The 20372-nt window shown below is 44.2% G+C and carries 23 protein-coding genes, 1 tRNA gene and 2 riboswitches; of the genes, 4 read left to right on the forward strand and 20 right to left on the reverse strand.

What is annotated here, in order from left to right; all coding sequences use genetic code 11:
* From dapD to rpsN, 7 genes are all read right to left on the reverse strand, one after another.
* Positions 1–717, reverse strand: a complete 717-nt coding sequence (gene dapD / locus ERX27_RS05240; protein ID WP_424960612.1) for a 2,3,4,5-tetrahydropyridine-2,6-dicarboxylate N-acetyltransferase — start codon at positions 715–717, stop codon at positions 1–3.
* Between the two features lie 14 nt (positions 718–731).
* A complete protein-coding gene (gene dapB, locus ERX27_RS05245; RefSeq protein ID WP_133431786.1) occupies positions 732–1451 on the reverse strand; it encodes a 4-hydroxy-tetrahydrodipicolinate reductase in 720 nt (239 codons plus the stop codon).
* Positions 1451–2329, reverse strand: coding sequence for a 4-hydroxy-tetrahydrodipicolinate synthase (gene dapA, locus ERX27_RS05250; protein WP_133431787.1), 879 nt, complete (start codon positions 2327–2329; stop codon positions 1451–1453). Before dapA ends, dapB begins: the two co-directional genes overlap by 1 nt.
* Positions 2329–3318 carry an aspartate-semialdehyde dehydrogenase gene (locus ERX27_RS05255; protein WP_133431788.1) on the reverse strand — a complete coding sequence of 330 codons (990 nt, stop codon included), beginning with the start codon at positions 3316–3318 and terminating at the stop codon, positions 2329–2331. The genes dapA and ERX27_RS05255 overlap by 1 nt, the downstream gene beginning before the upstream one ends.
* Before the next feature lie 27 nt (positions 3319–3345).
* Positions 3346–4548 (reverse strand): aspartate kinase, encoded by a 1203-nt coding sequence (locus ERX27_RS05260; protein ID WP_133431789.1) that lies wholly within the window; start codon positions 4546–4548, stop codon positions 3346–3348.
* A 70-nt stretch (positions 4549–4618) separates the two neighbouring features.
* Positions 4619–4795, reverse strand: a riboswitch (Lysine riboswitch).
* A 36-nt stretch (positions 4796–4831) separates the two neighbouring features.
* On the reverse strand, positions 4832–5176 hold the full coding sequence (locus ERX27_RS11390) for a hypothetical protein (protein ID WP_165983097.1): 345 nt from the start codon (positions 5174–5176) through the stop codon (positions 4832–4834).
* Entirely contained in the window at positions 5154–5423 is a 270-nt protein-coding gene (gene rpsN / locus ERX27_RS05265; RefSeq protein WP_133431790.1) for a 30S ribosomal protein S14, read from the reverse strand. The genes ERX27_RS11390 and rpsN overlap by 23 nt, the downstream gene beginning before the upstream one ends.
* Positions 5424–5888: 465 nt before the next feature.
* Here rpsN and ERX27_RS05270 point away from each other — a divergent pair, with 465 nt between their 5' ends.
* Positions 5889–7526, forward strand: a complete 1638-nt coding sequence (locus tag ERX27_RS05270; protein ID WP_133431791.1) for an FAD-binding dehydrogenase — start codon at positions 5889–5891, stop codon at positions 7524–7526.
* A gap of 61 nt (positions 7527–7587) precedes the next feature.
* On the opposite strand, the gene ERX27_RS05275 is transcribed toward ERX27_RS05270, so the two are convergent.
* The 6 genes from ERX27_RS05275 to ERX27_RS05300 form a co-directional block, all read right to left on the reverse strand.
* The gene (locus tag ERX27_RS05275) at positions 7588–7968 is read right to left on the reverse strand and encodes a hypothetical protein (protein ID WP_133431792.1); all 381 of its coding nucleotides are present in this window, start codon (positions 7966–7968) and stop codon (positions 7588–7590) included.
* Positions 7958–8359 (reverse strand): NUDIX hydrolase, encoded by a 402-nt coding sequence (locus tag ERX27_RS05280; RefSeq protein ID WP_165983098.1) that lies wholly within the window; start codon positions 8357–8359, stop codon positions 7958–7960. The genes ERX27_RS05275 and ERX27_RS05280 overlap by 11 nt, the downstream gene beginning before the upstream one ends.
* 75 nt (positions 8360–8434) lie before the next feature.
* Positions 8435–8505 (reverse strand) — tRNA-Thr (locus ERX27_RS05285).
* 28 nt (positions 8506–8533) lie between these two features.
* Entirely contained in the window at positions 8534–8833 is a 300-nt protein-coding gene (locus tag ERX27_RS05290) for a DUF3784 domain-containing protein (RefSeq protein ID WP_133431794.1), read from the reverse strand.
* The gene (locus ERX27_RS05295; protein ID WP_133431795.1) at positions 8830–9315 is read right to left on the reverse strand and encodes a peptide-methionine (S)-S-oxide reductase; all 486 of its coding nucleotides are present in this window, start codon (positions 9313–9315) and stop codon (positions 8830–8832) included. Before ERX27_RS05295 ends, ERX27_RS05290 begins: the two co-directional genes overlap by 4 nt.
* A gap of 68 nt (positions 9316–9383) precedes the next feature.
* Positions 9384–10526 (reverse strand): 5-methyltetrahydropteroyltriglutamate--homocysteine S-methyltransferase, encoded by a 1143-nt coding sequence (locus tag ERX27_RS05300; RefSeq protein ID WP_133431796.1) that lies wholly within the window; start codon positions 10524–10526, stop codon positions 9384–9386.
* A 489-nt stretch (positions 10527–11015) separates the two neighbouring features.
* Positions 11016–11111, forward strand: a riboswitch (SAM riboswitch).
* Positions 11112–11174: 63 nt separating this feature from the next.
* Between ERX27_RS05300 and ERX27_RS05305 the strand changes: the two genes are divergently transcribed.
* The gene (locus ERX27_RS05305) at positions 11175–12449 is read left to right on the forward strand and encodes an O-acetylhomoserine aminocarboxypropyltransferase/cysteine synthase family protein (RefSeq protein WP_133431797.1); all 1275 of its coding nucleotides are present in this window, start codon (positions 11175–11177) and stop codon (positions 12447–12449) included.
* Entirely contained in the window at positions 12450–13313 is an 864-nt protein-coding gene (locus ERX27_RS05310) for a homoserine O-acetyltransferase/O-succinyltransferase family protein (protein WP_133431798.1), read from the forward strand.
* Between the two features lie 40 nt (positions 13314–13353).
* Here ERX27_RS05310 and ERX27_RS05315 read toward each other — a convergent pair whose 3' ends face one another.
* Positions 13354–14562: an NADH:flavin oxidoreductase/NADH oxidase family protein gene (locus tag ERX27_RS05315; protein WP_133431799.1), complete on the reverse strand. Its 1209-nt coding sequence runs from the start codon at positions 14560–14562 to the stop codon at positions 13354–13356.
* A 209-nt stretch (positions 14563–14771) separates the two neighbouring features.
* On the opposite strand from ERX27_RS05315, the gene ERX27_RS05320 reads away from it, so the two are divergent.
* The gene (locus ERX27_RS05320; RefSeq protein ID WP_133431800.1) at positions 14772–15062 is read left to right on the forward strand and encodes a PH domain-containing protein; all 291 of its coding nucleotides are present in this window, start codon (positions 14772–14774) and stop codon (positions 15060–15062) included.
* 55 nt (positions 15063–15117) lie between these two features.
* On the opposite strand, the gene ERX27_RS05325 is transcribed toward ERX27_RS05320, so the two are convergent.
* From ERX27_RS05325 to ERX27_RS11500, 6 genes are all read right to left on the reverse strand, one after another.
* The gene (locus ERX27_RS05325; RefSeq protein WP_133431801.1) at positions 15118–16146 is read right to left on the reverse strand and encodes a S66 family peptidase; all 1029 of its coding nucleotides are present in this window, start codon (positions 16144–16146) and stop codon (positions 15118–15120) included.
* Between the two features lie 70 nt (positions 16147–16216).
* Positions 16217–18604, reverse strand: coding sequence for a heavy metal translocating P-type ATPase (locus ERX27_RS05330; RefSeq protein ID WP_208001758.1), 2388 nt, complete (start codon positions 18602–18604; stop codon positions 16217–16219).
* Positions 18605–18904 carry a metal-sensing transcriptional repressor gene (locus tag ERX27_RS05335; RefSeq protein WP_133431803.1) on the reverse strand — a complete coding sequence of 100 codons (300 nt, stop codon included), beginning with the start codon at positions 18902–18904 and terminating at the stop codon, positions 18605–18607. It abuts the gene before it with no gap.
* Between the two features lie 86 nt (positions 18905–18990).
* On the reverse strand, positions 18991–19482 hold the full coding sequence (locus ERX27_RS05340; RefSeq protein ID WP_133431804.1) for a GNAT family N-acetyltransferase: 492 nt from the start codon (positions 19480–19482) through the stop codon (positions 18991–18993).
* Between the two features lie 2 nt (positions 19483–19484).
* Positions 19485–20279, reverse strand: coding sequence for an alpha/beta hydrolase (locus tag ERX27_RS05345; RefSeq protein WP_243715867.1), 795 nt, complete (start codon positions 20277–20279; stop codon positions 19485–19487).
* Positions 20230–20355: a DUF2316 family protein gene (locus tag ERX27_RS11500; RefSeq protein WP_133431806.1), complete on the reverse strand. Its 126-nt coding sequence runs from the start codon at positions 20353–20355 to the stop codon at positions 20230–20232. Before ERX27_RS11500 ends, ERX27_RS05345 begins: the two co-directional genes overlap by 50 nt.
* Positions 20356–20372 lie beyond the last annotated feature (17 nt).

The following is a 20372-nucleotide window of genomic DNA, read 5'->3' on the forward strand; positions in this document are numbered from 1 at the left end:
TTAGTCGTTCAGTTTTCTTAATGCCTGTACAATCTCAATTTTAGAGCTTTCCACTTCGTGCGCCTGTTTGATGACGCGCGCAGGAGTGCCTGCCACAACAGCACCGGCCGGTACATCTTCAGTGACAATCGCACCTGCTGCGACGACTGCACCTTTGCCGACACGTACACCTTCAAGAATGACAGCATTCGCGCCAATCAGTACGTCATCTTCAATGACGACAGGGTCCGCGCTCGGCGGCTCAATAACACCTGCCAGCACTGCACCTGCACCGACGTGGACATTCTTACCAGTCGTCGCACGGCCGCCAAGTGTCGCATTCATATCGATCATTGTACCTGCGCCGACAACGGCACCGATATTAATCGTCGCACCCATCATCACGACTGCACCATCATGAATCTCCGCATGTTCGCGGATAAAGGCACCTGGTTCAATACGTGCATTGATCTTCGTCTGATCAATCAGCGGAATCGCTGAATTGCGGCGGTCATATTCCACTTCTACTTCTGTAACAAGTTGTTTATTCTCTTCATAGAATGCTTCCCAGTCTTTCAGGTCAGCGAAAATCGTTTTTGAAGACTTACAGCCAAATACTTTTAAAGATTCCGGGAATGTTACCGCTGAAAAATCTCCGTTCACATAAACCTTAACAGGTGTTTTCTTTTCACTGTCGCTGATATATTGAATAATTTCCTGTGCTGATTGTAATGTCATAATCATTCCCCTTTTTATAAGTTATCGAATGTATAGTAACCTGGTTCTTTGTTCACTAACTGCTCTGCAACATCAATGCTGCCTGACGCAAAAATATCTTTACTCTGAGCGCGATGTATAATCTGAATCGTTTCATCATGACCGGCGAACAGCACTTCATGCTCGCCGACGATTGTGCCGCCACGTACCACACTGATACCAACTTCTTCATCAGTTCGCGCTGTGTCCTCTTTTGTACGGTCATAGACTGGCGTGGTTGCCCCACGTTTTTCTTTGATAGCGTCATAGAGTTTCACTAGAGTACCGCTCGGTGCATCTACTTTCTTACGATGATGTTTCTCAGTCAGTTCAATATCGAAATTCTGCAGGAGCGGTACACTGTATTTGATGATTTCAGTAAGAATATGGACGCCGTAGCTCATATTGGCGCTGAAAAAGACGGGTTTTGTCTGACTAGCTGCTTCTAGTGCCGCAATGATTTCTTCTTTACGCCCTGTTGTCGCCATAACTATCGGCATAGAATGCTCTTTTTCAATCACTGGCAGTGACAATGCCGGATTTGAGAAGTCGATGATGACATCTGCTGCCGGCCATTCTGCATCTACCTGGTATGACGGATAAGGATATGATTTATCCGACAACGTGATCACTCCTGCGATTTCATGTCCCCGTTCTTCAGCAATCCGTGCCACCCGTTCGTTCATCGCACCGTAACCGACAAGTAATATCTTCATTACGCTTCACCTTTATAAGCTTTGTACGCTTCATGAATCACTTTACTGTCAGCTGCTTCAAGAGGAACAAGCGGTAATCTGACTTCTCCGTTTGCGTAACCCAGTTCAGTGACGAGCGCTTTAATCGGCATCGGGTTGACATCTATGCCGAGTGCATCAATAAGCGGACTGACTTTATCGAAAAGTCGCTGTGCTTCCGCAGGATCAGATGCATACGTTTCATATATCGCCTGGAATTCAGCAGGCACAGCATTCGCTACTACCGAGATAACACCATCACCGCCACGTTCGTAGAAAGGAATGATGGAGTCGTCATTACCGCTGTAAAGTGCAAAATCTTCCATACCGAGCTCTTTGACCTGCTCCAGATAATTCATATCGCCTGTTGCATCTTTTAATGCAACGATATATTTGTTCTCTCCTAATATCTTCACTGTCTCAGGTTCAATCGTCATATTGGTACGTGCAGGTACATTATAGAGCACGACCGGCAGTTCAACCGCATCTGCAATCGCTGTGAAGTGAGCAATCAGACCGCGCTGATTGGTCTTGTTATAGTAAGGGGTGATCAGCATAATCGCATCGGCACCCGCTTCTTTTACTTTGAGAGAATGTTCAATCGTTGCCGCTGTGTTATTGGACCCTGTACCGACGATAATCGGTACACGTCCATCTGATACTTTGACAGCCAGTTCGACCAGCTTAAGTTTCTCTTCTTCATTCAAGGTTGAACCTTCGCCTGTCGTGCCGTTGACAAAAATGGACTGCATGCCGTTATCGATGAGAAATTCTACATGGCGCTCAAACGTTTCATAGTCCACAGCACCTTCCTTGAAAGGCGTGGTAATCGCAACTGCTGTTCCTCTGAATAATGTCATTACGCTTCACCTCTTTCTGCTAGTAATACTTCTAAGATCTGTACCGCATTCAGTGCTGCCCCTTTTAAGAGGTTATCAGCTGTACACCAGATATGGAAAGTGTTATCCAGTGATTCGTCCTCGCGGATACGGCCAACGAACACTTCGTCACGTCCTGTTGAATCAATAGCGAGTGGATACTGATTGTTCTCTACATCATCAATCAGTACTACACCTTGCTGGTTCTTAAGTACTTCCCTTAGCTCTTCAACTGTTGCGGGTTTTTCAAGCGTGACATTGATCGCCACACTATGGCTGTCTTCAACCGGAACACGTACACATGTCGCTGTCACGCGAAGATCCGGTAAGTTCAGGATTTTTTTCGTCTCTTCAATCATTTTCACTTCTTCTTTTGTATATCCATCTTCCCCGAAGACATCGATATGAGGCAGCACATTATTATGAATCGGATGCGGATAGTTTACTGGTGCCGCGCCTTTCGCACCTTCACGGAGATCATTCAGACCAGCAAGACCTGAACCGGATACTGCCTGGTAAGTCGTGTAAGCGACACGTGTTAAACCGAATTGATCTGCGAGCGGTTTAAGCGGTACAACGGATTGAATCGTTGAACAGTTCGGATTTGCAATGATGGTGCGGTTCAGTACCGGCCGGTTCACTTCAGGAACAATGAGGTCGATATCTTCCTGTATACGGAAAGCACTGGAGTTATCAATGACAACTGCACCCGCTTGCTCAAAAACCGGTGAGAATCTGAGGGAAGTGCTTCCTCCTGCACTCATCAGTACATAATCGAAGTGTTCTGCTGCACGTTCTTCTGTCAGCTCCTGCACTTCATATGTCTGTCCTTTGAAAGTGATGAGCTGGCCAGCTGATTTCCTGGAAGAGAATAATGTCAGTTCATCAAAAGGGATATTTCTGTGTTCCACAACTTCCATCATTTTTGTGCCGACAAGTCCTGTTGCACCTACGATTGCTAATTTCATTATCCATTCCTCCTATATAATAGCCGTTATTTACAGTTCAAAGACTGCACATAATTGTTTGACAGCTTCCTGACCATTCGCCTGATCGACCACATATGAGATGCTGATTTCCGAAGTGGTGACCTGATAGAATGGAATATTGTGATTCAAGAGTGTCATGAAGACCTTACTTGCGACCCCTGACATGTCACGCATGCCTGAACCAATGACTGATACTTTGACATAATCTTCTTGGATAACGAAATTCAGCGACGGATATTCCTCTTTTAATACAGAGAAGATTTTATCGATCTGCTGCGCATCCGTATCTTTCATCGTAAAGGAAATCTGCAGACCATCCATATTGACAATCTGTGAAATCATATCGATATTGACTTCTTCCTTCTCAAGTAACTCGAATAGTTTCTTTAATAGCTCACTATCGTTCATTGGATAGCTGACCGTCACATAATCCATATCTTTATCTAGAGCCACACCTGTGACTGCTTTTTTCTCGAGAATCTCTTCCTGTGCCATAATCCATGTCCCCTTCTCATCTGATAAAGTCTGTCCTAAATAAATCGGAATGTTATAGTTCTTCGCAATCTCGACGCTTCGAGTTTCCAGTACACCCGCTCCGAGTGCGCTCATTTCCATCATCTCTTCATAGCTGACGTAATCTAGGCGCTTTGCCGGGAAGATACGAGGATCCGTTCCGTAAACACCAGCCACATCTGTGTAGATTTCACATGAAACATCGAGTGCAGAGGCAATAGCAACCGCTGTCGTATCACTGCCCCCGCGTCCAAGCGTTGTGATTTCACCCAGTTCATTCATCCCCTGGAAACCTGCGACAACTATGACATCATGGCTGCTGAATGTCTCTTCAAATTTCTGTTCCTTGATATTGAGTATCTTACTTTTCAGATGATGACCCTTTGTTCTGATACCTGCCTGAAAACCAGTCAGTGCCTGTGTCCGGACATCGAGCTCTTTCAGGATGATCGACAGATAGGAAATGGTCTGCTGCTCACCTGTCGTCAAGAGCAGTGCTAAGTCCTGCTCGTTCGGAGCAGATGATAATAAATCTACATTCCGCAGCAGTTCATCAGTCGTCTTACCCATTGCAGAAACAACGACGACCAGCTGCTCATCCTGCTCTGTCCGCTTCTTCAGATATCCTGCAATATTCTTCAGCTTCGTAAAATCCGCCACTGAAGTCCCACCAAACTTAATTACACTACGCTTTGTCACATTAAATCCTCCCACGGCATCTGAAAACAAAAAAACAAGTTCATAATGGCATGAACTTGTTTACTCTATTTACAAGTGATGCACTCCATTATTTTTCAAATAATGACAAACCAAGAGCTCTTAACTCAATGATCCAACATATCAATCCCTGCAAGAACTGATACATTTCGGCATCTCACCCTTTCAGTAAAGTATTTGCAGATTCCAGACTTTACTTACTGATGATCGATGCGCCTCATCTCTATCTATTAAATTGTTATACATAAATTATACATGACCATTCTTAAAATGTACAGAAAATTGCCAACATATTATTTTTTGCAAGCTGACTATAAATTTCCTTATAATGCTCATCTAGAAAATAAGTCCATTTATACCAGTCTCCCTTATAATAAATAGCTAATGTTTCATTCAACAATGACTTAGACAGTTCTACTTTCTCTATTTTATCGATTTCAAATGACTCCGTAATATCATCCAGTTCTTCGGATTCAAAAATTAGGATACCTGTCTGATCATTCAACGTTAAAGTGCCTGGGATTGCCACAAAACGATATTGAAAAGTCTTGTACGAACAGTATGTTTTAATATTAATACGAGAAAATCTACCAGCTTGATTTCTTAACACCGGGAATCTGGCCTTTATGTGCCAGCTCACGGAAGGCGATACGTGACAGCTTGAATTTACGATAGACACCTCTAGGTCGGCCTGTTAATTCACAGCGTCTTGTTAGTCTTGTCGGTGATGAATCTCTCGGTAGTTTTGCGAGCGCTGCGTAGTTTCCTTCATGTTTCAGCTGCTCGCGTTTTTCTCGGTACTGCTCAACTAATGCTTGTCTTTTCTTCTCTTTTGCGATTTTTGATTTTTTAGCCATAATAACTCCTTTGTATTTACAAATCGTAATAATTACGTTTTATAAATATAGCACAGCTCTCTTTTTTACGCAAACGAAGAAGCAATCTTTTAACAATGAAATTCATCGTCTTGCAAAACAAATCTATCTGATAGAATCCAAATGTAAGTTCAAGGCCGGTCTATTCTGTATACTAGATAAAATAGGGCAGACAACGCGGTGCAGATCAAGCCGGAATTAATCCGCACGCTTGTCGGCATCAATAGAGAGAGAACCAGATAAATGATGGCGATGCCTATCATAATGATAGATAACAGCAAGTAAGCTTTCATATATGATTAACCTCTTCCAGCTCTATAGTATATAATTTTTATTATAATGAACTCTTATGATCAACACTAATGCCAGCTACTTTGACTTAAACATTACTTCTATACGAATATTTGACTTATACTAACTATAAAGAAAAGAAAAAGGAGCTTCATTATGATGAAAACAGTAACGATTATTGGTGCAGGCTTAAGCGGGCTGGTTGCTGCAGCTGAACTTCTAAAACGAGGTCATCAAGTCACGATGCTTGATCAGGAACCGGCTCAAGCAATAGGGGGACAGGCATTCTGGTCATTCGGCGGTCTCTTTCTCGTAAATTCGGGGCTGCAGCGCAAGTTCCAGGTCAAAGATTCATATGAACTTGCCCTTAATGACTGGATGGGAACAGCACGCTTTGACAGATTAGATGATGAAGATAAATGGGCTGTGAAATGGGCTGAAGCTTATATCCGCTTTGCAAGCTTTGAGAAAGAAAAGTATCTGAAATCGATGGGCATTAAATTCGCACCTGTTCTCGGCTGGGCTGAACGCGGCGGCTCAAGTGCTGAGGGTCACGGCAATTCAGTACCTCGTTTCCATATCACCTGGGGGACAGGCCCCGGCCTGATTGAACCTTTCGTCAACTACTGCCTTGCACATAAGTCGTTTAAATTTCTGCCGAGACATCAGGTCACAGATCTGGTTATTGCAAATAATAAAGTGCAGGGAATCTCAGGGAATATTTTAGAACCGAGTGATGTAGAACGTGGCGCCCCGTCTTCGCGCATAGTGATTGATACATTCGAGATGCCTGTTGAGCACTTAATTATAACGACGGGCGGAATCGGTGCGAATCATGAACTCATCAAACAGAACTGGCCGAAGAGACTGGGAAAAGCACCGGCACATATGATTCAAGGTGTACCCGATTCAACAGACGGCAAAATGCTGAAAATCAGTGAGGATGCCGGCGTCCGTCTGGTGAATAAAGACCGTATGTGGCATTATACAGAAGGCATTCAGAATCACAGCCCCATCTGGAAGCAGCACGGTATCCGTATTATTCCTGGCCCTTCTTCTATGTGGTTTGACGCGACAGGTAGACGATTCTCAGCTCCTGATTACCCTGGCTTTGATACCCTCCATACACTGGAATCAATCACTAAAACAGGTTATGACTACTCCTGGTTTATCCTGACTGAGGATATCATTAAAAAAGAGTTCGTCTTATCAGGTTCTGAGCAGAACCCTGACTTAACCGGCAAAGACTACAGACAGATTCTGAAAGAACGTCTATCGAGTCATGCAACTGGTCCTGTTGAGAAATTCCGGACAGACGGCGCGGACTTTGTTGAAGCAGATAACTTAAGAGATTTAGTCTCAGAGATGAACAGCCTCGCTGGGAATAATTTACTGGATTATGAGACAATCAAGAAACAGATTGAGCTGCGTGATCTGCAGGTTGATAATCCTTTCAGTAAAGACCCACAGATTACGTTCATTAACGGTGCTAGACATTTTCTGGGAGATAAGCTGATCAGGACAGCAAAGCCGCACAAGTTTCTGGACGGCCGCAAACTGATCGCCGTTAAACTGCATATCATCAGTCGTAAAACCCTCGGCGGTATTCAGACAGACTTGAACAGCCAGGTCTTCAATCAGCACGAAGAACTGATAGAGGGTCTCTATGCTGCCGGAGAAGTCGCAGGCTTCGGCGGCGGAGGTGTACATGGTTACGGTGCACTGGAAGGCACTTTCCTGGGAGGATGTATCTTCAGCGGGTTACGCGCGGCTATCGGTATTGATTCAAAGTAAGATTTCTAGAAAGTATGATTTTTTATCAATAAAGAGCCATTGGATTCTCTCCAACGGCTCTTTATTTTATCTTATCTTCTATATAGTGATAATAACTCGCTGGAATGATATCAAAATCAGGATGCTCTTTATTCTCAAGAAAATTCTCCATCATCTTTCTATCACTAAAATCAGTTAACTCCAGTGCACGCCATTCATGAAAGAAGGCCAGTTCAAATGCATCATCGAGATAAGGCAGACACAGGCTGTACACTTCAGCAGCAACGAGGTGCAAGTTTGCCTCCTCAGCAGTAATCGCATAACGTGACAGCGCATCAGCAATACGACGTTCTTCAATATCATACTCAAAGAAATAACCAATTATTTTTTCAACATCTTGTCTTTCAACTAGCCCCCTTAATTCCTCTGGTAGCTGTTGCAATAAAATTTCTTCACTTCTCATATATAAGCTCCTGACTGTTCAGTTTATCAATAAGCACAAGAACAGCGGGCGCAATCATTTCACTGTGTGCAAGATCAAAATAGCGTAATCCAGTAATTTCGTTATGCTCTACTGCTTGAGCTAGTGAGCCCTTATACGTAAAACATTCGAGTGATACAGTGGCATTCTGAGGATAAGCAGGGCCTTCAACACAGCCGAGATAATGGACTTTATCCTGCTCAAGCTCTACATTCAGCTCTTCTTGAACTTCACGTAATACAGCAGCCAGTGGTTCTTCTCCGTCCTCAATCTTACCGCCGGGTAAATAATATTTCTCGAGTTCTCTTACTTTAACTAACAACAGCTGCTCATCTTTGATATAGACTAAAGCTGCACATTTAATATCCGCCATATGCTTCATCCTTTCTCTTCTATTACAGCGATGCCATAAAAAAACACCAAAGCCTGATCAGACTTCGGTGCACTATGCCTCCACCCAGAATCGAACTGAGGATTCATCATTACCATTGATGTGTTATACCACTTAACTATGGAGGCGCGACTATCTACTAGTCTAATCAAAAACTCATTGATTTTCAATATGATTTTTAAAAAAAGGATGTCTATTGATCAAAACAGCGTACAGGAGAATAACAATGACAAATCCTGCAGTCAGCCAGTTTGAATTAATATGCAGAGACTCAATCATCATCATGTAGACACTTGATAATATAGCAATAACACCTGTTGCCTGTGTGATACGTCTACCGTTATATTTCGCTTTCTGTTCGTCAGACATCGTATTGTAGCCGGCCACAAGAAAACTGCCTTTACCCGCCAGCATAAAGAGACCGACGATGAAAAATAAGAGTGCTATTCCAATCATTTCTTTTCCTCCCTTTTATATAAGTTCAGCAGCTCAGAAGGAATATGACAGTAATCATTCGGATACTTATCCAGATGATCCTGATGTTCTTCTGCACTCGGAATATAATGAGTGAGCGGTCTGACTTCAACAGCTATCCGGTCGCTGTCTCTTCTCTCCTTTATAAATGCAGCCGCTATCTTAAGATGCCTGTTATCTTCACTATAGACACCTGTCCGGTACTTCTCTCCGACATCGATTCCCTGCTGATTGACACTGTAAGGATCAATGATCAGAAATAGGTTTTCAAGCAGTGTCTCTACTGTTACTTCTTCAGGATTAAATATTGTCTTTACACACTCTGCATAGCCATCGTATGGCCCATCCAGCACATCACTCGTTCCGTTCGCACGGCCCGCTTCTGTCGTGATAACACCCAGTATTGTTTTAATAAAAGCCTGTACCCCCCAAAGACAGCCGCCTGCCAGATAAATTATTTCCACGCACACCACTCCCTTATCAAAATTATACAGTAAACATAATAGAAGGGCACCTATAGATGCCCTCTGTCTTATTTCCCCGCTTCTGTAAAGTATTCTTCCGCAATCTCCTTAACCCATCTGAGTTTTGCCCACTGCTCTTCTTCTGACAGCAGATTACCTTCTTCTGTTGAAGCGAAGCCGCACTGCGGGCTGATGCTCAGTCGTTCGACAGGTACATACTTTGCTGCTTCATCAATACGTGCTTTGACCTCTTCCTTGTCTTCAAGAGCCGGAAACTTGGAGGTGATGAGCCCAAGGACTACGTGTTTACCACCAGTGACTTTCTCAAGGGGTTCAAAGCCGCCTGCACGTTCTGTATCATACTCAAGATAGTAAGCATGTACATCCTCCCTGCCGAACAGTTCTTCAGCTACTTTTGTATACGGTCCTTCACTTGCCCAGTCTGACTGATAATTTCCCCGGCAGACGTGTGTGTTGATGATAAGGTCACTCGGTGCCTGATGAATGACGCGGTTATTGATGTCAAGCAGTTCTGCTTTCAGTTCATCGAGCGGAATGGAAGTGCCGTTTCCTTCACCATGAATTTTTTTCGCTGTCTCCTCAGAAAGATGAATGCCCCACGAACAGTCATCCAGCTGCAGAACTTTGAGGCCTGCGTTATACAGATCATCAATCACCTGCTTATAAGTCTTGATAATATCTTCTTTCACTGCTTCTCGTGAATCGTAAATGGCTTCTACTGACTCCTTGACACCTGGGCGTGTCAGTTCAACGAGCAGCTGTGCAGGGGCCGGAATTGTCTGTCTAACGGTTACATGGCTGGATGCATGGTCCCGGACAAACTTGAAGTGTTCGACGAATGGATGATTCTCACCTGAAATCTTGCTGACAAATTTGATGCTGTCTTTTCTCGTCTCAACATTATGGAACTGATAGCCCTGCTCCAGCAGCTGGCGTTCAATCCCATTAAAACCGAAGAAGAAATCCAGGTGCCAGTAGCTTCTTCTGAACTCTCCGTCAGTCACTGTTGTATAGCCTAGCTCTTCAAGCTTGCTGATCAGTGTGATGATTTCCTGATTTTCAACTTCAGTCAGCTGTTGCTGTGTGATTTCACCCTGTTCAAATTGACTGCGTGCTTTTTTCAGATTCTCCGGTCTCAGGAAGCTGCCCACATAATCAAATTTCGGTTGTACTGTCTTATCTGCTGTCATTGTTCATTCCTCCGTTATTTTTAATTGTCTCTGTACTGAGTTCTATATCTAAATTCAACATGTCATATTCCATAGCAAATTAAAAAACCCCACACTCCTTTACTTATTAGTAAAGGGTGAGGGATTGCCCACGGTACCACCTTTATTCGCGCAGCCATCACTGACTGAGCCTCAGTAAGTACACAGAAGTATACTTTGACGTTGATAACGAGCGCCAACTCTCGGACATCACTTACTTGTTCACACTTTCAGCTTGCAGCAAAGAGGCCATTTTTCATCACAAGTCTTTTGCTTCATTTCACCTACAGAAGCTCGCTGTTGAAAAGAACTTGTCATTACTATTTCTCTTTTTCGCTTTCAGAATATTAAATTAACGCTAGTATATAAAGACCATTCAGTCTCGTCAACAAGAAATCAGAAAATTTTATATTGTCAAAAAGTGATTGACATTCAATTGCTGACTGTATAAGATAGTGATTAATTAAATACTGCTTATCCAGAGTGGTGGAGGGACTGGCCCTATGAAACCCGGCAACCTTTTCAGTAAGGTGCTAATTCCAGCAGGTATATCCTGAGAGATGAGTCTGTGCGTATGCACTTATCCCCTCCTGGATAAGTGTATTTTTTATTTCAAGGAGGTTTTCAGTTATGACAAATTATCAGTTCGAAACTTTACAGCTACATGCCGGTCTACCTGAGAAAAATGATGCGAATGCTAGAGCACTGCCTATCTATCAGACGACTTCCTTCACTTTTGATGATACTGAGCATGCGGCTAATCTGTTCGGCTTAAAGGAAGCAGGGAATATCTACTCACGACTGACCAATCCGACGACAGCCGCTTTTGAAAGCCGTGTCGCTGCACTTGAAGGAGGGACTGCGGGACTTGCTGTTGCTTCAGGTATGGCAGCGGTCACCTATGCCCTGCAGGCACTGGCAGAAAGCGGTGATCATATTGTCGCTTCAAGCAGTCTGTACGGTGGTACTCATACATTACTGACGCATACTTTCCGTAAATACGGTATCAACGTCTCGCTTGTGGATACTAAATGTCCTGAACAAGTTGAGGCTTCAATCCTGCCGCAGACAAAAGCAGTTTTCGTTGAGACTATCGGCAATCCTGAGGGGCATATTGAAGATATCGAGACTCTCGCTGCAATCGCCAAAAAACATGATATTCCACTCGTTGTAGATAATACATTCGCTTCCCCCTATCTTTGCAGACCATTTGATCATGGTGCTAATATCGTTGTCCATTCAGCGACCAAGTTTCTCGGCGGCCACGGGACATCTATCGGCGGTGTCATTGTAGAAGGTGGCAATTTCAACTGGGGCAACGGTAAATTCAAGGGACTGAGCGACCCTGATCCTTCCTACCATGGCCTGAAGTTCTACGAAACATTCGGTGACGTCGCCTTCACTGCGAAAATCAGAACGACTCTTCTGCGTGATACAGGCGCTGCGCTTTCACCATTCAATGCTTTCCTGCTGGCACAAGGGCTGGAGACCCTCTCACTCCGTGTGGAACGTCACGTTTCAAACGCAGAGAAAGTGGCAGCATTTCTGCAGCAGCATCCACAAGTTGAATGGGTCGACTATGCAGGTCTGTCAGGCAGTCCTTACTATGCACTGAAAGAGAAATATCTGCCAAAAGGTGCCGGCTCTATTTTCACGTTCGGCTTGAAAGGCGGCTATGAAGCCGGTCGTAAGTTTATCGAAGCGCTCGAGCTGTTTTCGCTGCTGGCCAATGTCGGTGATGCCAAGTCACTGATCATTCATCCAGCTTCAACAACTCATGCACAGCTCACGCCGGAGGAACAACTCGCAAGTGGCGTCAGACCTGAAACCATCCGTATCTCTATCGGCATCGAGCATATTGATGACATCCTCCAAGACCTAGAGAAAGGCTTCAGTGCCGTTTAAATGACGATCACGCATACTAACTGCCATCCAGAAACACTGAGTGACCTGCAGCTGGATGAATCATCAGGGAATAATAGCGATATCCGCCTCTTAGTCATCAATCTGATGCCGAACAAACAACGTGCTGAACAGCAGCTGCTGCAGATATTTCACAGTCTCCCTGTCGATATCAGGGTCACGTTCGCTTATATCGATAACCCAGAGTCTGTTAATCCTGCTTATTATGCCTGCCAGTCTTATTATGTACCGGCAGATAACGTCAATCCTGAGCAGTTTGATGGTCTGATTATCACAGGCGCACCGCTCGAACACCTTGATTACGAAGAAGTCCGTTATATCAGCACACTTCGTCGACTGACTGACCGGCTGCAGGCAATACCTTACCGTCTTTTTATATGCTGGGGGGCTCTCTTCGCGCTTCATCACTATTATGGCATCGAAAAAAAACTGCTGCCGCAGAAATTATCAGGTATCTATCCATATTATATAACCCAGGAGCATCCGCTGACAGAAGGCCTGGTGCCTTTCTATCAAGTGCCTCAGTCCAGACATGCTACTGTTGAACTGGATACTCAGTCAGAAGTCATAGTTCTGTCCTTTAATGATGAGCTGGGCCCTGATATCATCTCAACCTCTGATTCACATGACACTTTTCTGCTCGGGCATCTGGAATACGACACTGACACACTGAAAGAAGAATATAGCCGGGACTCACAGAAAAATAATGCCTATATTCCCGCCCATTATTTCCCGGATAATCTACCCTCGAATCAACCCGTCAATCAGTGGTCACATCACGCCAGACAGTTTTATATGAACTGGCTCACCTTAATAGTGAAACATAAAAATGAGCAAACCGGATAAAAAAGACGCGCAAATTAACTTTGCGCGTCTTGTCATATGACTAGCGTCGTCTAGGTGATAAAGCAGCGGGTCCATGTGTTCTGATCAGATGGAAAATCGGTGACCAGGCATTGGTATGCTTCAGTGGCGGCAGCCCTCGACCGAGACGGCTGATCTGCTGTTCATAATAAGTCAGACCTGAGAAACCGCCAAGTGTCTGATCGAGTAACTTGATACCTGTTGTCAGACGCGGAAGCTCTATATCTCGATAAGTGCCGTTGGCCAGACGATTGGGCAAATCCGGACGCAGCACGAGCGGTCTAGCGATACCGATCATGGCCACATCAGTCTGTGCAAGTGCATCTACCATACTTGTCTTCTTACGGAAGCCCCCGATGACTGCTATCGGGACATCAACTTCTTGACTGATTTTCTGTGCATAATCCAGAAAATAGACTTCACCGTCACTCATCATTTTCGGTTTCTCATAGTCCCCACCTGAGATTTCGACTAAATCAATACCGAGTTCTGCCATCTGTCTGATGACTGCAGTTGATTCTTCTTCAGTGAAACTGCCTTCCCTGAAGTCAGTGGAATTGATTTTCAGACTGATCGGATAATCTTTGCCAAGTGCAGCACGCATTCCTTCGTAGACTTCTACTAGAAACCGCATACGGTTCTCTAAAGTTCCGCCGTACTCATCTGTGCGCTGATTATCACGCGGTGAAAGAAACTGGCTCACTAGATAGCCATGTGCACCATGAATTTGTACACCTGTAAAACCTGCTTTCTTCGCTACTTCAGCAGTTGTGACAAAACGCTGCACAGTATCCTTGATTTCTTCTATCGTCATCGCCCGTGGTGCATTGAAACCACTGCCGGCCGGTCCTGTAATCGGCACTGCACTTGGTGCCACAGGTTTCTTAGTCATCGACTTCGGACTTTGTTTACCCGGATGGTTAATCTGCATCCAGATATGACTGTCATCTTCAGTGCCGGCTTCTGCCCATTTCTTCAACATCTCTAAATGTCTTTCATCTTCAATGACGACATTGCCCGGTTCTCCTAAATAGCGGCTGTCGACCATGACATTGCCGGTGAGCGACATACCGATACCGCCATGCGCCCAGCGACGATAGACATGAATGAGCTCTTCTGTAGGACCATAATCCTTTGTCCCAAGTGCCTCGCTCATCGCTCCTTTATAGAGACGATTCTTAATCGTAATCCCGTTCTTCAATGTCAGGGGCTCAAATAACTGTTTTGTCATATCACTCACTCCTTTTGACTTAATTGTACCCGTTAAAGTCTTATAACCAAACAAAACTGCACGCCTTGACATACAGTTACGATTATTCAGATATATTTTACCACTATGATTTTTAATTTTATGGTAGTAATATTATTATCATGAATATGTTATAGTTAATTTACACTATGATATTAAATCTATATATTCTATCAAGGGAGGCATGTCTCATGAACTATGTAGGTCAATCTGTAAAAGCCAACTATATCAAAGGATTCGAAAGTATCGGCGGCAACTTACATTTCTACGATGACGGCTTTGAATTTAAACCACATGCACTTAATATCCAGAAGCACAATCCATTCATTTATTACAACGACATTTCATCTGTCTCTAAACGTAATACATTAGGTCTTGTTCCTAACGGGATTCTTGTAAGCACTAAAGACGGTACTGAGCATAAACTTGTGGTTTTCAATCGTCAACACATCATGCGTTTTCTTGATGAAGTTAGATCTTAACAGCAAATTGACCCAAACGGTGACTGTTTGGGTCAATTTGCTGTTAAGACTTTTTTTATCTGATTGCGGATTCAAGTACCTTAAATGTCAATGTTTCTGTATCTATCTCCGCCTGCAGACCATAAGGCAGTATGCATTTCGGCTCATTATGACCAAAGCTCGCGTTATAAAGAATAGGCAGATTTTCATGACCGTATTCCTGCATAATCTTCTGCCAGGATAGTTTGTATTCATCGTAGTAAACATTATTCTGCGGTTTACCGACTATCACACCATTCACGGCATCAAATATACCCATTGCAGCAAAAGAACGCAGCTCTTCTTCTAGTTCATGCGGCTTAATATAGACTTCTGAGGTCTCTACAAAAAAGATAGCCCCTTTAAACTGATCAACTGTCGGAAAGATGGATACACCTCTTAGTTTTGCCAGACTTTCCAGACAGCCACCGATTAAATGTCCCTGCACTTTACCGCTCCCGTTCAAAATTTCATAGCCACTATTTAACATTCTATCACGTGCTATAAATTGATTCTCCGGCTCCCATTTAAGTCCATACTGTCTCATCTGTGCTGCCGGCTTTATTTCTCCTATCACTTCACTACTGAACCAAGTCTTTTTAATGTTATCAACTGTATAATCATCCATCTCAACATTCTCCGCAAAATCAGTGAGGAGTGCCGGACCATAACTGCTTGAGATGCCTGCCTGGTAAAACATCAGATGCTGAACCGTTGTATCAGAATAACCTGAGAATACTTTCGGATTTTTTCTAAGAATGTCAAAATCGATATAAGGTAGCAATCTAATCGATTCATATCCACCGATTGCACAGATAATCCCTTTTACTTCTTTGTCCTGCAAAGCTTGGTGCAAGTCCTGTGCACGTTTTTCAGGATGCTGATAGAGATATTCAATTCCTTTCAATGCATGCGGCATTACTTTCACATGTAGTCCAAATACTTTCTCCAGCCGCTCAATCCCTTGTTCTGTCCGCCATCTGAGGTTCTCCTCTCCTGCCAGGCCGCTGGATAATGACACTAAAGCTACTGTATCTCCTTTTTTTAATTTTACCGGCTTGATCATCTTAACATCCCCTTTATTTGTTTCATTACATTATACAAAAAAACGCATGCTGTATCAGCACGCGTTGATATTATCTAATATTAATTGTTTTCAGTCTCAGCGCATTCGTCACAACACTGACTGAGGACAGCGCCATTGCAGCCCCTGCTATCCACGGTGCCAGCAGACCAAGTGCTGCTACCGGGATACCGAGCACATTATAACCGAATGCAAAGCCTAAGTTCTGTTTGATATTGCGAATCGTCGCATGGCTGATTTTAATCGCTTCTGGTATCAGTGTCAGTTCACCGCCCAGTATCGTTACATCTGCTGCTTCAATTGCCACTTCTGTCCCTGTACCGATGGCAATACCAATATCAGCTAATGCAAGGGCTGGTGCATCATTGATACCATCACCGACCATCGCGACTTTTCGTCCTGCTGCCTGCAGCTGTCTGATTTTCTCTGCTTTGTCTTCAGGCAGTACCTGGGCAATGACGTTATCAATACCGACAGACTGAGCAATGGCTTTCGCTGTGCGTTCGTTATCACCTGTCAGCATGATGACATCAATCCCCATGTCCTGCATGTCATGAATCGCAGCTGCAGCTGATGCTTTCACTGTATCCTGCACCGCAACGATGCCTCGGATCTGGCCATCAACCGCAATAAGCATAGCCGTCTTGCCTTGCTGTTCATAACGAGCCATCTCATCAACCACATGCGACACAGCAATATTTTGCTCTGCTATCAGTTTGCAGTTACCAATCAGGATACGATGTCCGTCAATCTGTGTTTCAATACCGTGACCCGGTATCGCTTCAAAATACTCCGGTTCTTTTAAAGCGAGCTGCTGTTCTTTTGCATAATCGACGATGGCTGTTGCCAAAGGGTGTTCAGACGCTTTTTCACTGGCTGCCAGGTACTGCAGGGTTTCAGTGTCACCTGTAAAGTCCGTCACTTCTGGTTTCCCTTTTGTCACCGTCCCTGTCTTGTCTAAGACAATCGTATCAATCGCATGTGTCCGTTCTAAATGTTCGCCGCCTTTAAAGAGGATACCTTGTTCAGCTGCACGGCCAGTACCGACCATAATCGAAGTCGGTGTAGCCAGTCCGAGTGCACAAGGGCAGGCAATCACAAGAACAGCGATGGCCGCAACAAGGGCGGGTTCAAATGAAGCAGGGGTCACAAACAGTATCCAGACCAGGAATGTCAGTACTGCAAGGCCGATGACAAGCGGGACGAAATAACCTGAGATCATATCTGCCATACGTTGAATCGGTGCTTTAGATCCCTGCGCCTGTTCAACGACTTTGACGATAGACTGCAGCGCCGTATCCCGACCTACTTTCGTCGCACGCATGGTTATATGCCCGTTCTTATTAAGGGTGGCACCTATCACTGTATCAGTGACTGTTTTCTCTGCAGGAATCGATTCACCTGTCAGCATCGACTCATCAATCGCTGTGTATCCTTTAACAATCACACCGTCTACAGGTACTTTCTCACCCGGCTTAACAATGAGTGTGTCCCCCACTTTCACTGCTTCGACCGGCATCATCACTTCTTCATTATTACGGATGATTCTCGCTTCTTTGGCCTGCAGACTCAGCAGTGAAGATAATGCACGGGTGGTCTGTGATTTAGCGCGTGCTTCTAAATATTTCCCGAAGAGAATTAGTGTGATCAGTACAGCACTTGTCTCAAAATAGAGATGCGGTTGATACGCTGGCTGCCGAACAGTTTTCACGGCTTCATAGAGACTATAGAAAAAAGCAGCACTTGTGCCGAGTGCGACAAGTACATCCATATTTGCACCACCGCTTCTTAAGTTCTTATAGGCACCGACATAAAACTGCCAGCCGATAATGAACTGCACCGGCACTGCAAGCGCAAACTGAAACCACGGATTCATCATGATGTGTGGCAAATGAATGCCAAAAATGTGCGTCAGCATTGTCAGAAAGAGCGGTAAAGATAAAAGAGCTGAAATAATAAGTTTATATTTTTTCTTTTTCAGCGCCTCTTCTTTTTCATCTGCTTTTTCTGCATTGCCTGATTTTGCTTTCGCATCATAACCGAGCTTCTGTATGCGCTGGATGATAGCTGCGTCATCCATATTACCCGGATAATATTCTACGACTGCACTTTCAGTCGTCAGATTGACCGTCGCTGATTTAATTTCCGGCTGTTTATTCAGGACTCTCTCAATACGGCTAGAACATGCGGCGCACGTCATACCCATGACATCAAATTCACTTTGTGTCGCTTTGACATGATAGCCCAGTTTCTCGACTCTCTCAGTCAAATCGTCCACCGTTACTTTGTCACTATCGTAATCAATGGCTGCCTGTTCAGTTGTCAGATTCACTTTGGCATCGACACCGTCCATTTTGTTCAGCACTTTCTCAATTCGTGTTGAACATGCGGCGCACGTCATGCCTTCAATAGGTAAGTTCACTTGTTTCATTATTGACACCTACTTTCCGAATTGTCGTAATACCTTCATCAGTTCATCTATGGATGCTTCTCCTTCACCTTTACGAATCGCATCTGCCACACAATGGTTCATATGACGTTCAGTCACTGAAAAACCGACTTGTTTGAGAGCCGACTCAATCGCACTAATCTGGATTAGAATATCGACGCAGTAACGATCCTCTTCTATCATCTTCTGGATACCGCGTACTTGTCCTTCAATACGTTTCAGTCGCTTCAGCATCTTGTCTTTTTCTTCTGTATTTCTTGGCGTTACAGCATGTTTATGCTCTGCAGTCATCTCAACACTCCTTTATACGGATGGGGGGTATATTTTTCTTCAAAAAAATATAAGATGGAACTTTTCTACAGTTCCATCTTATACCCCTATGTGGTATATATCAAATCAGATGTCTTGATGCGCTTCTTCATCGTATACCCCGGGTAACGGGGACCTTGGATAGCATCTCCCAGTTCAAACCCTTCCTTGAGATAAAGTTCCTTCGCACCTGGATTCGGTTCATCAACGATTAGCGTGATGTATTCTATCTCCGGATAATGAGTTCTCACAAAATCCGGCAGGGCTTTTAAAGCCGCTGTTGCGTATCCTTGCCTGGCATAATCAGGCGCCACAGCAAATGAACGTATATAAATACTATGACAGACATTAAACTTCTCTTTATATTCGCTGTCCGTGTCGAGGACAAAGAAAACAACTGCATTTTCCCTGTCAAACCCGAACACCGGTTTTCTTGATGGCATTTTCTCTGCTTCTTTAACATTCAGCTGAGGTGACTTGACGAAGCGTAACTGTTCATCTGTCAGCTGAAATGACTGGAGTGTCTGTGACATAGTTTCATCATAAAATTCGAGCTGCATGATTATTTCTCAAGCCAGATAGATTGAATCACTTCTGCAAAACCTGCCGGCTTCTGCACATAGCCTAAATGTCCGCCTGGAATGTCGATAATGTTAATGCCCAGTTCCTTAGAAATATAGGCATTGACGTCCTGCGGAAATGAACCTTTAGAATCTGTGCCGTTCAGTAAAGTAATCTTATCTAAATATGGACGGAATTCATCTAGATTGATATCAGACGTTGTATATTGTCTGATTTCGTATTTAAACCAGTTCTGCATTTCAGTGAAACGCTGCTCGTCTACGCCACCTTCTCCTGGTTCAGCTGCTTTTTTCATACCTTCTGCATCAATAGCTGCGACATTGAGTGTTTCACTGAATAACTTCATCGCTTGCGGCATCCCTTCTGTCAGCGCAAGATCGACGATTTCATTATTCTTTTCCTGCCAGTAATCAGCATCCGGTAAAAATGTGTTGATCGGCGGTTCGTGGAACGCAATTTTCTCCACGACTTCCGGATGCTCTTTCAGGACATGCATCGCTACAATCGCACCGGAACTTGATCCGATGATATAGACCGGCTCATCACTTAAATGTTTTGCGAGTTCCGCAATATCCTTCGCATCACGTTTCACACGGTACAAGCTGTCCGGCGCTGAAGCTTCTTCCGGCAGTGGTTCCGTCAGCGTGCTCGCACCGAAACCTCTACGGTCTACGGCAACAACAGTAAAATGCTCAGCCATTTCTTTAGCAAACGGCATATAAATATCACCTGTGCCATTTGCGCCAGGTATACAGATTAAGACTGGGTGATTCAAGTGTAAAAGATGATGCTTCGAAATGGGATTTCAGTTCCTGGCTGGTCACTGCCCGCTGTTCTTTGTTTAATGACATCTCACCACTCCTTTGGT

The sequence above is a fragment of the Macrococcus brunensis genome (genome assembly GCF_004359615.1).
Lineage (GTDB): Bacteria > Bacillota > Bacilli > Staphylococcales > Staphylococcaceae > Macrococcus > Macrococcus brunensis.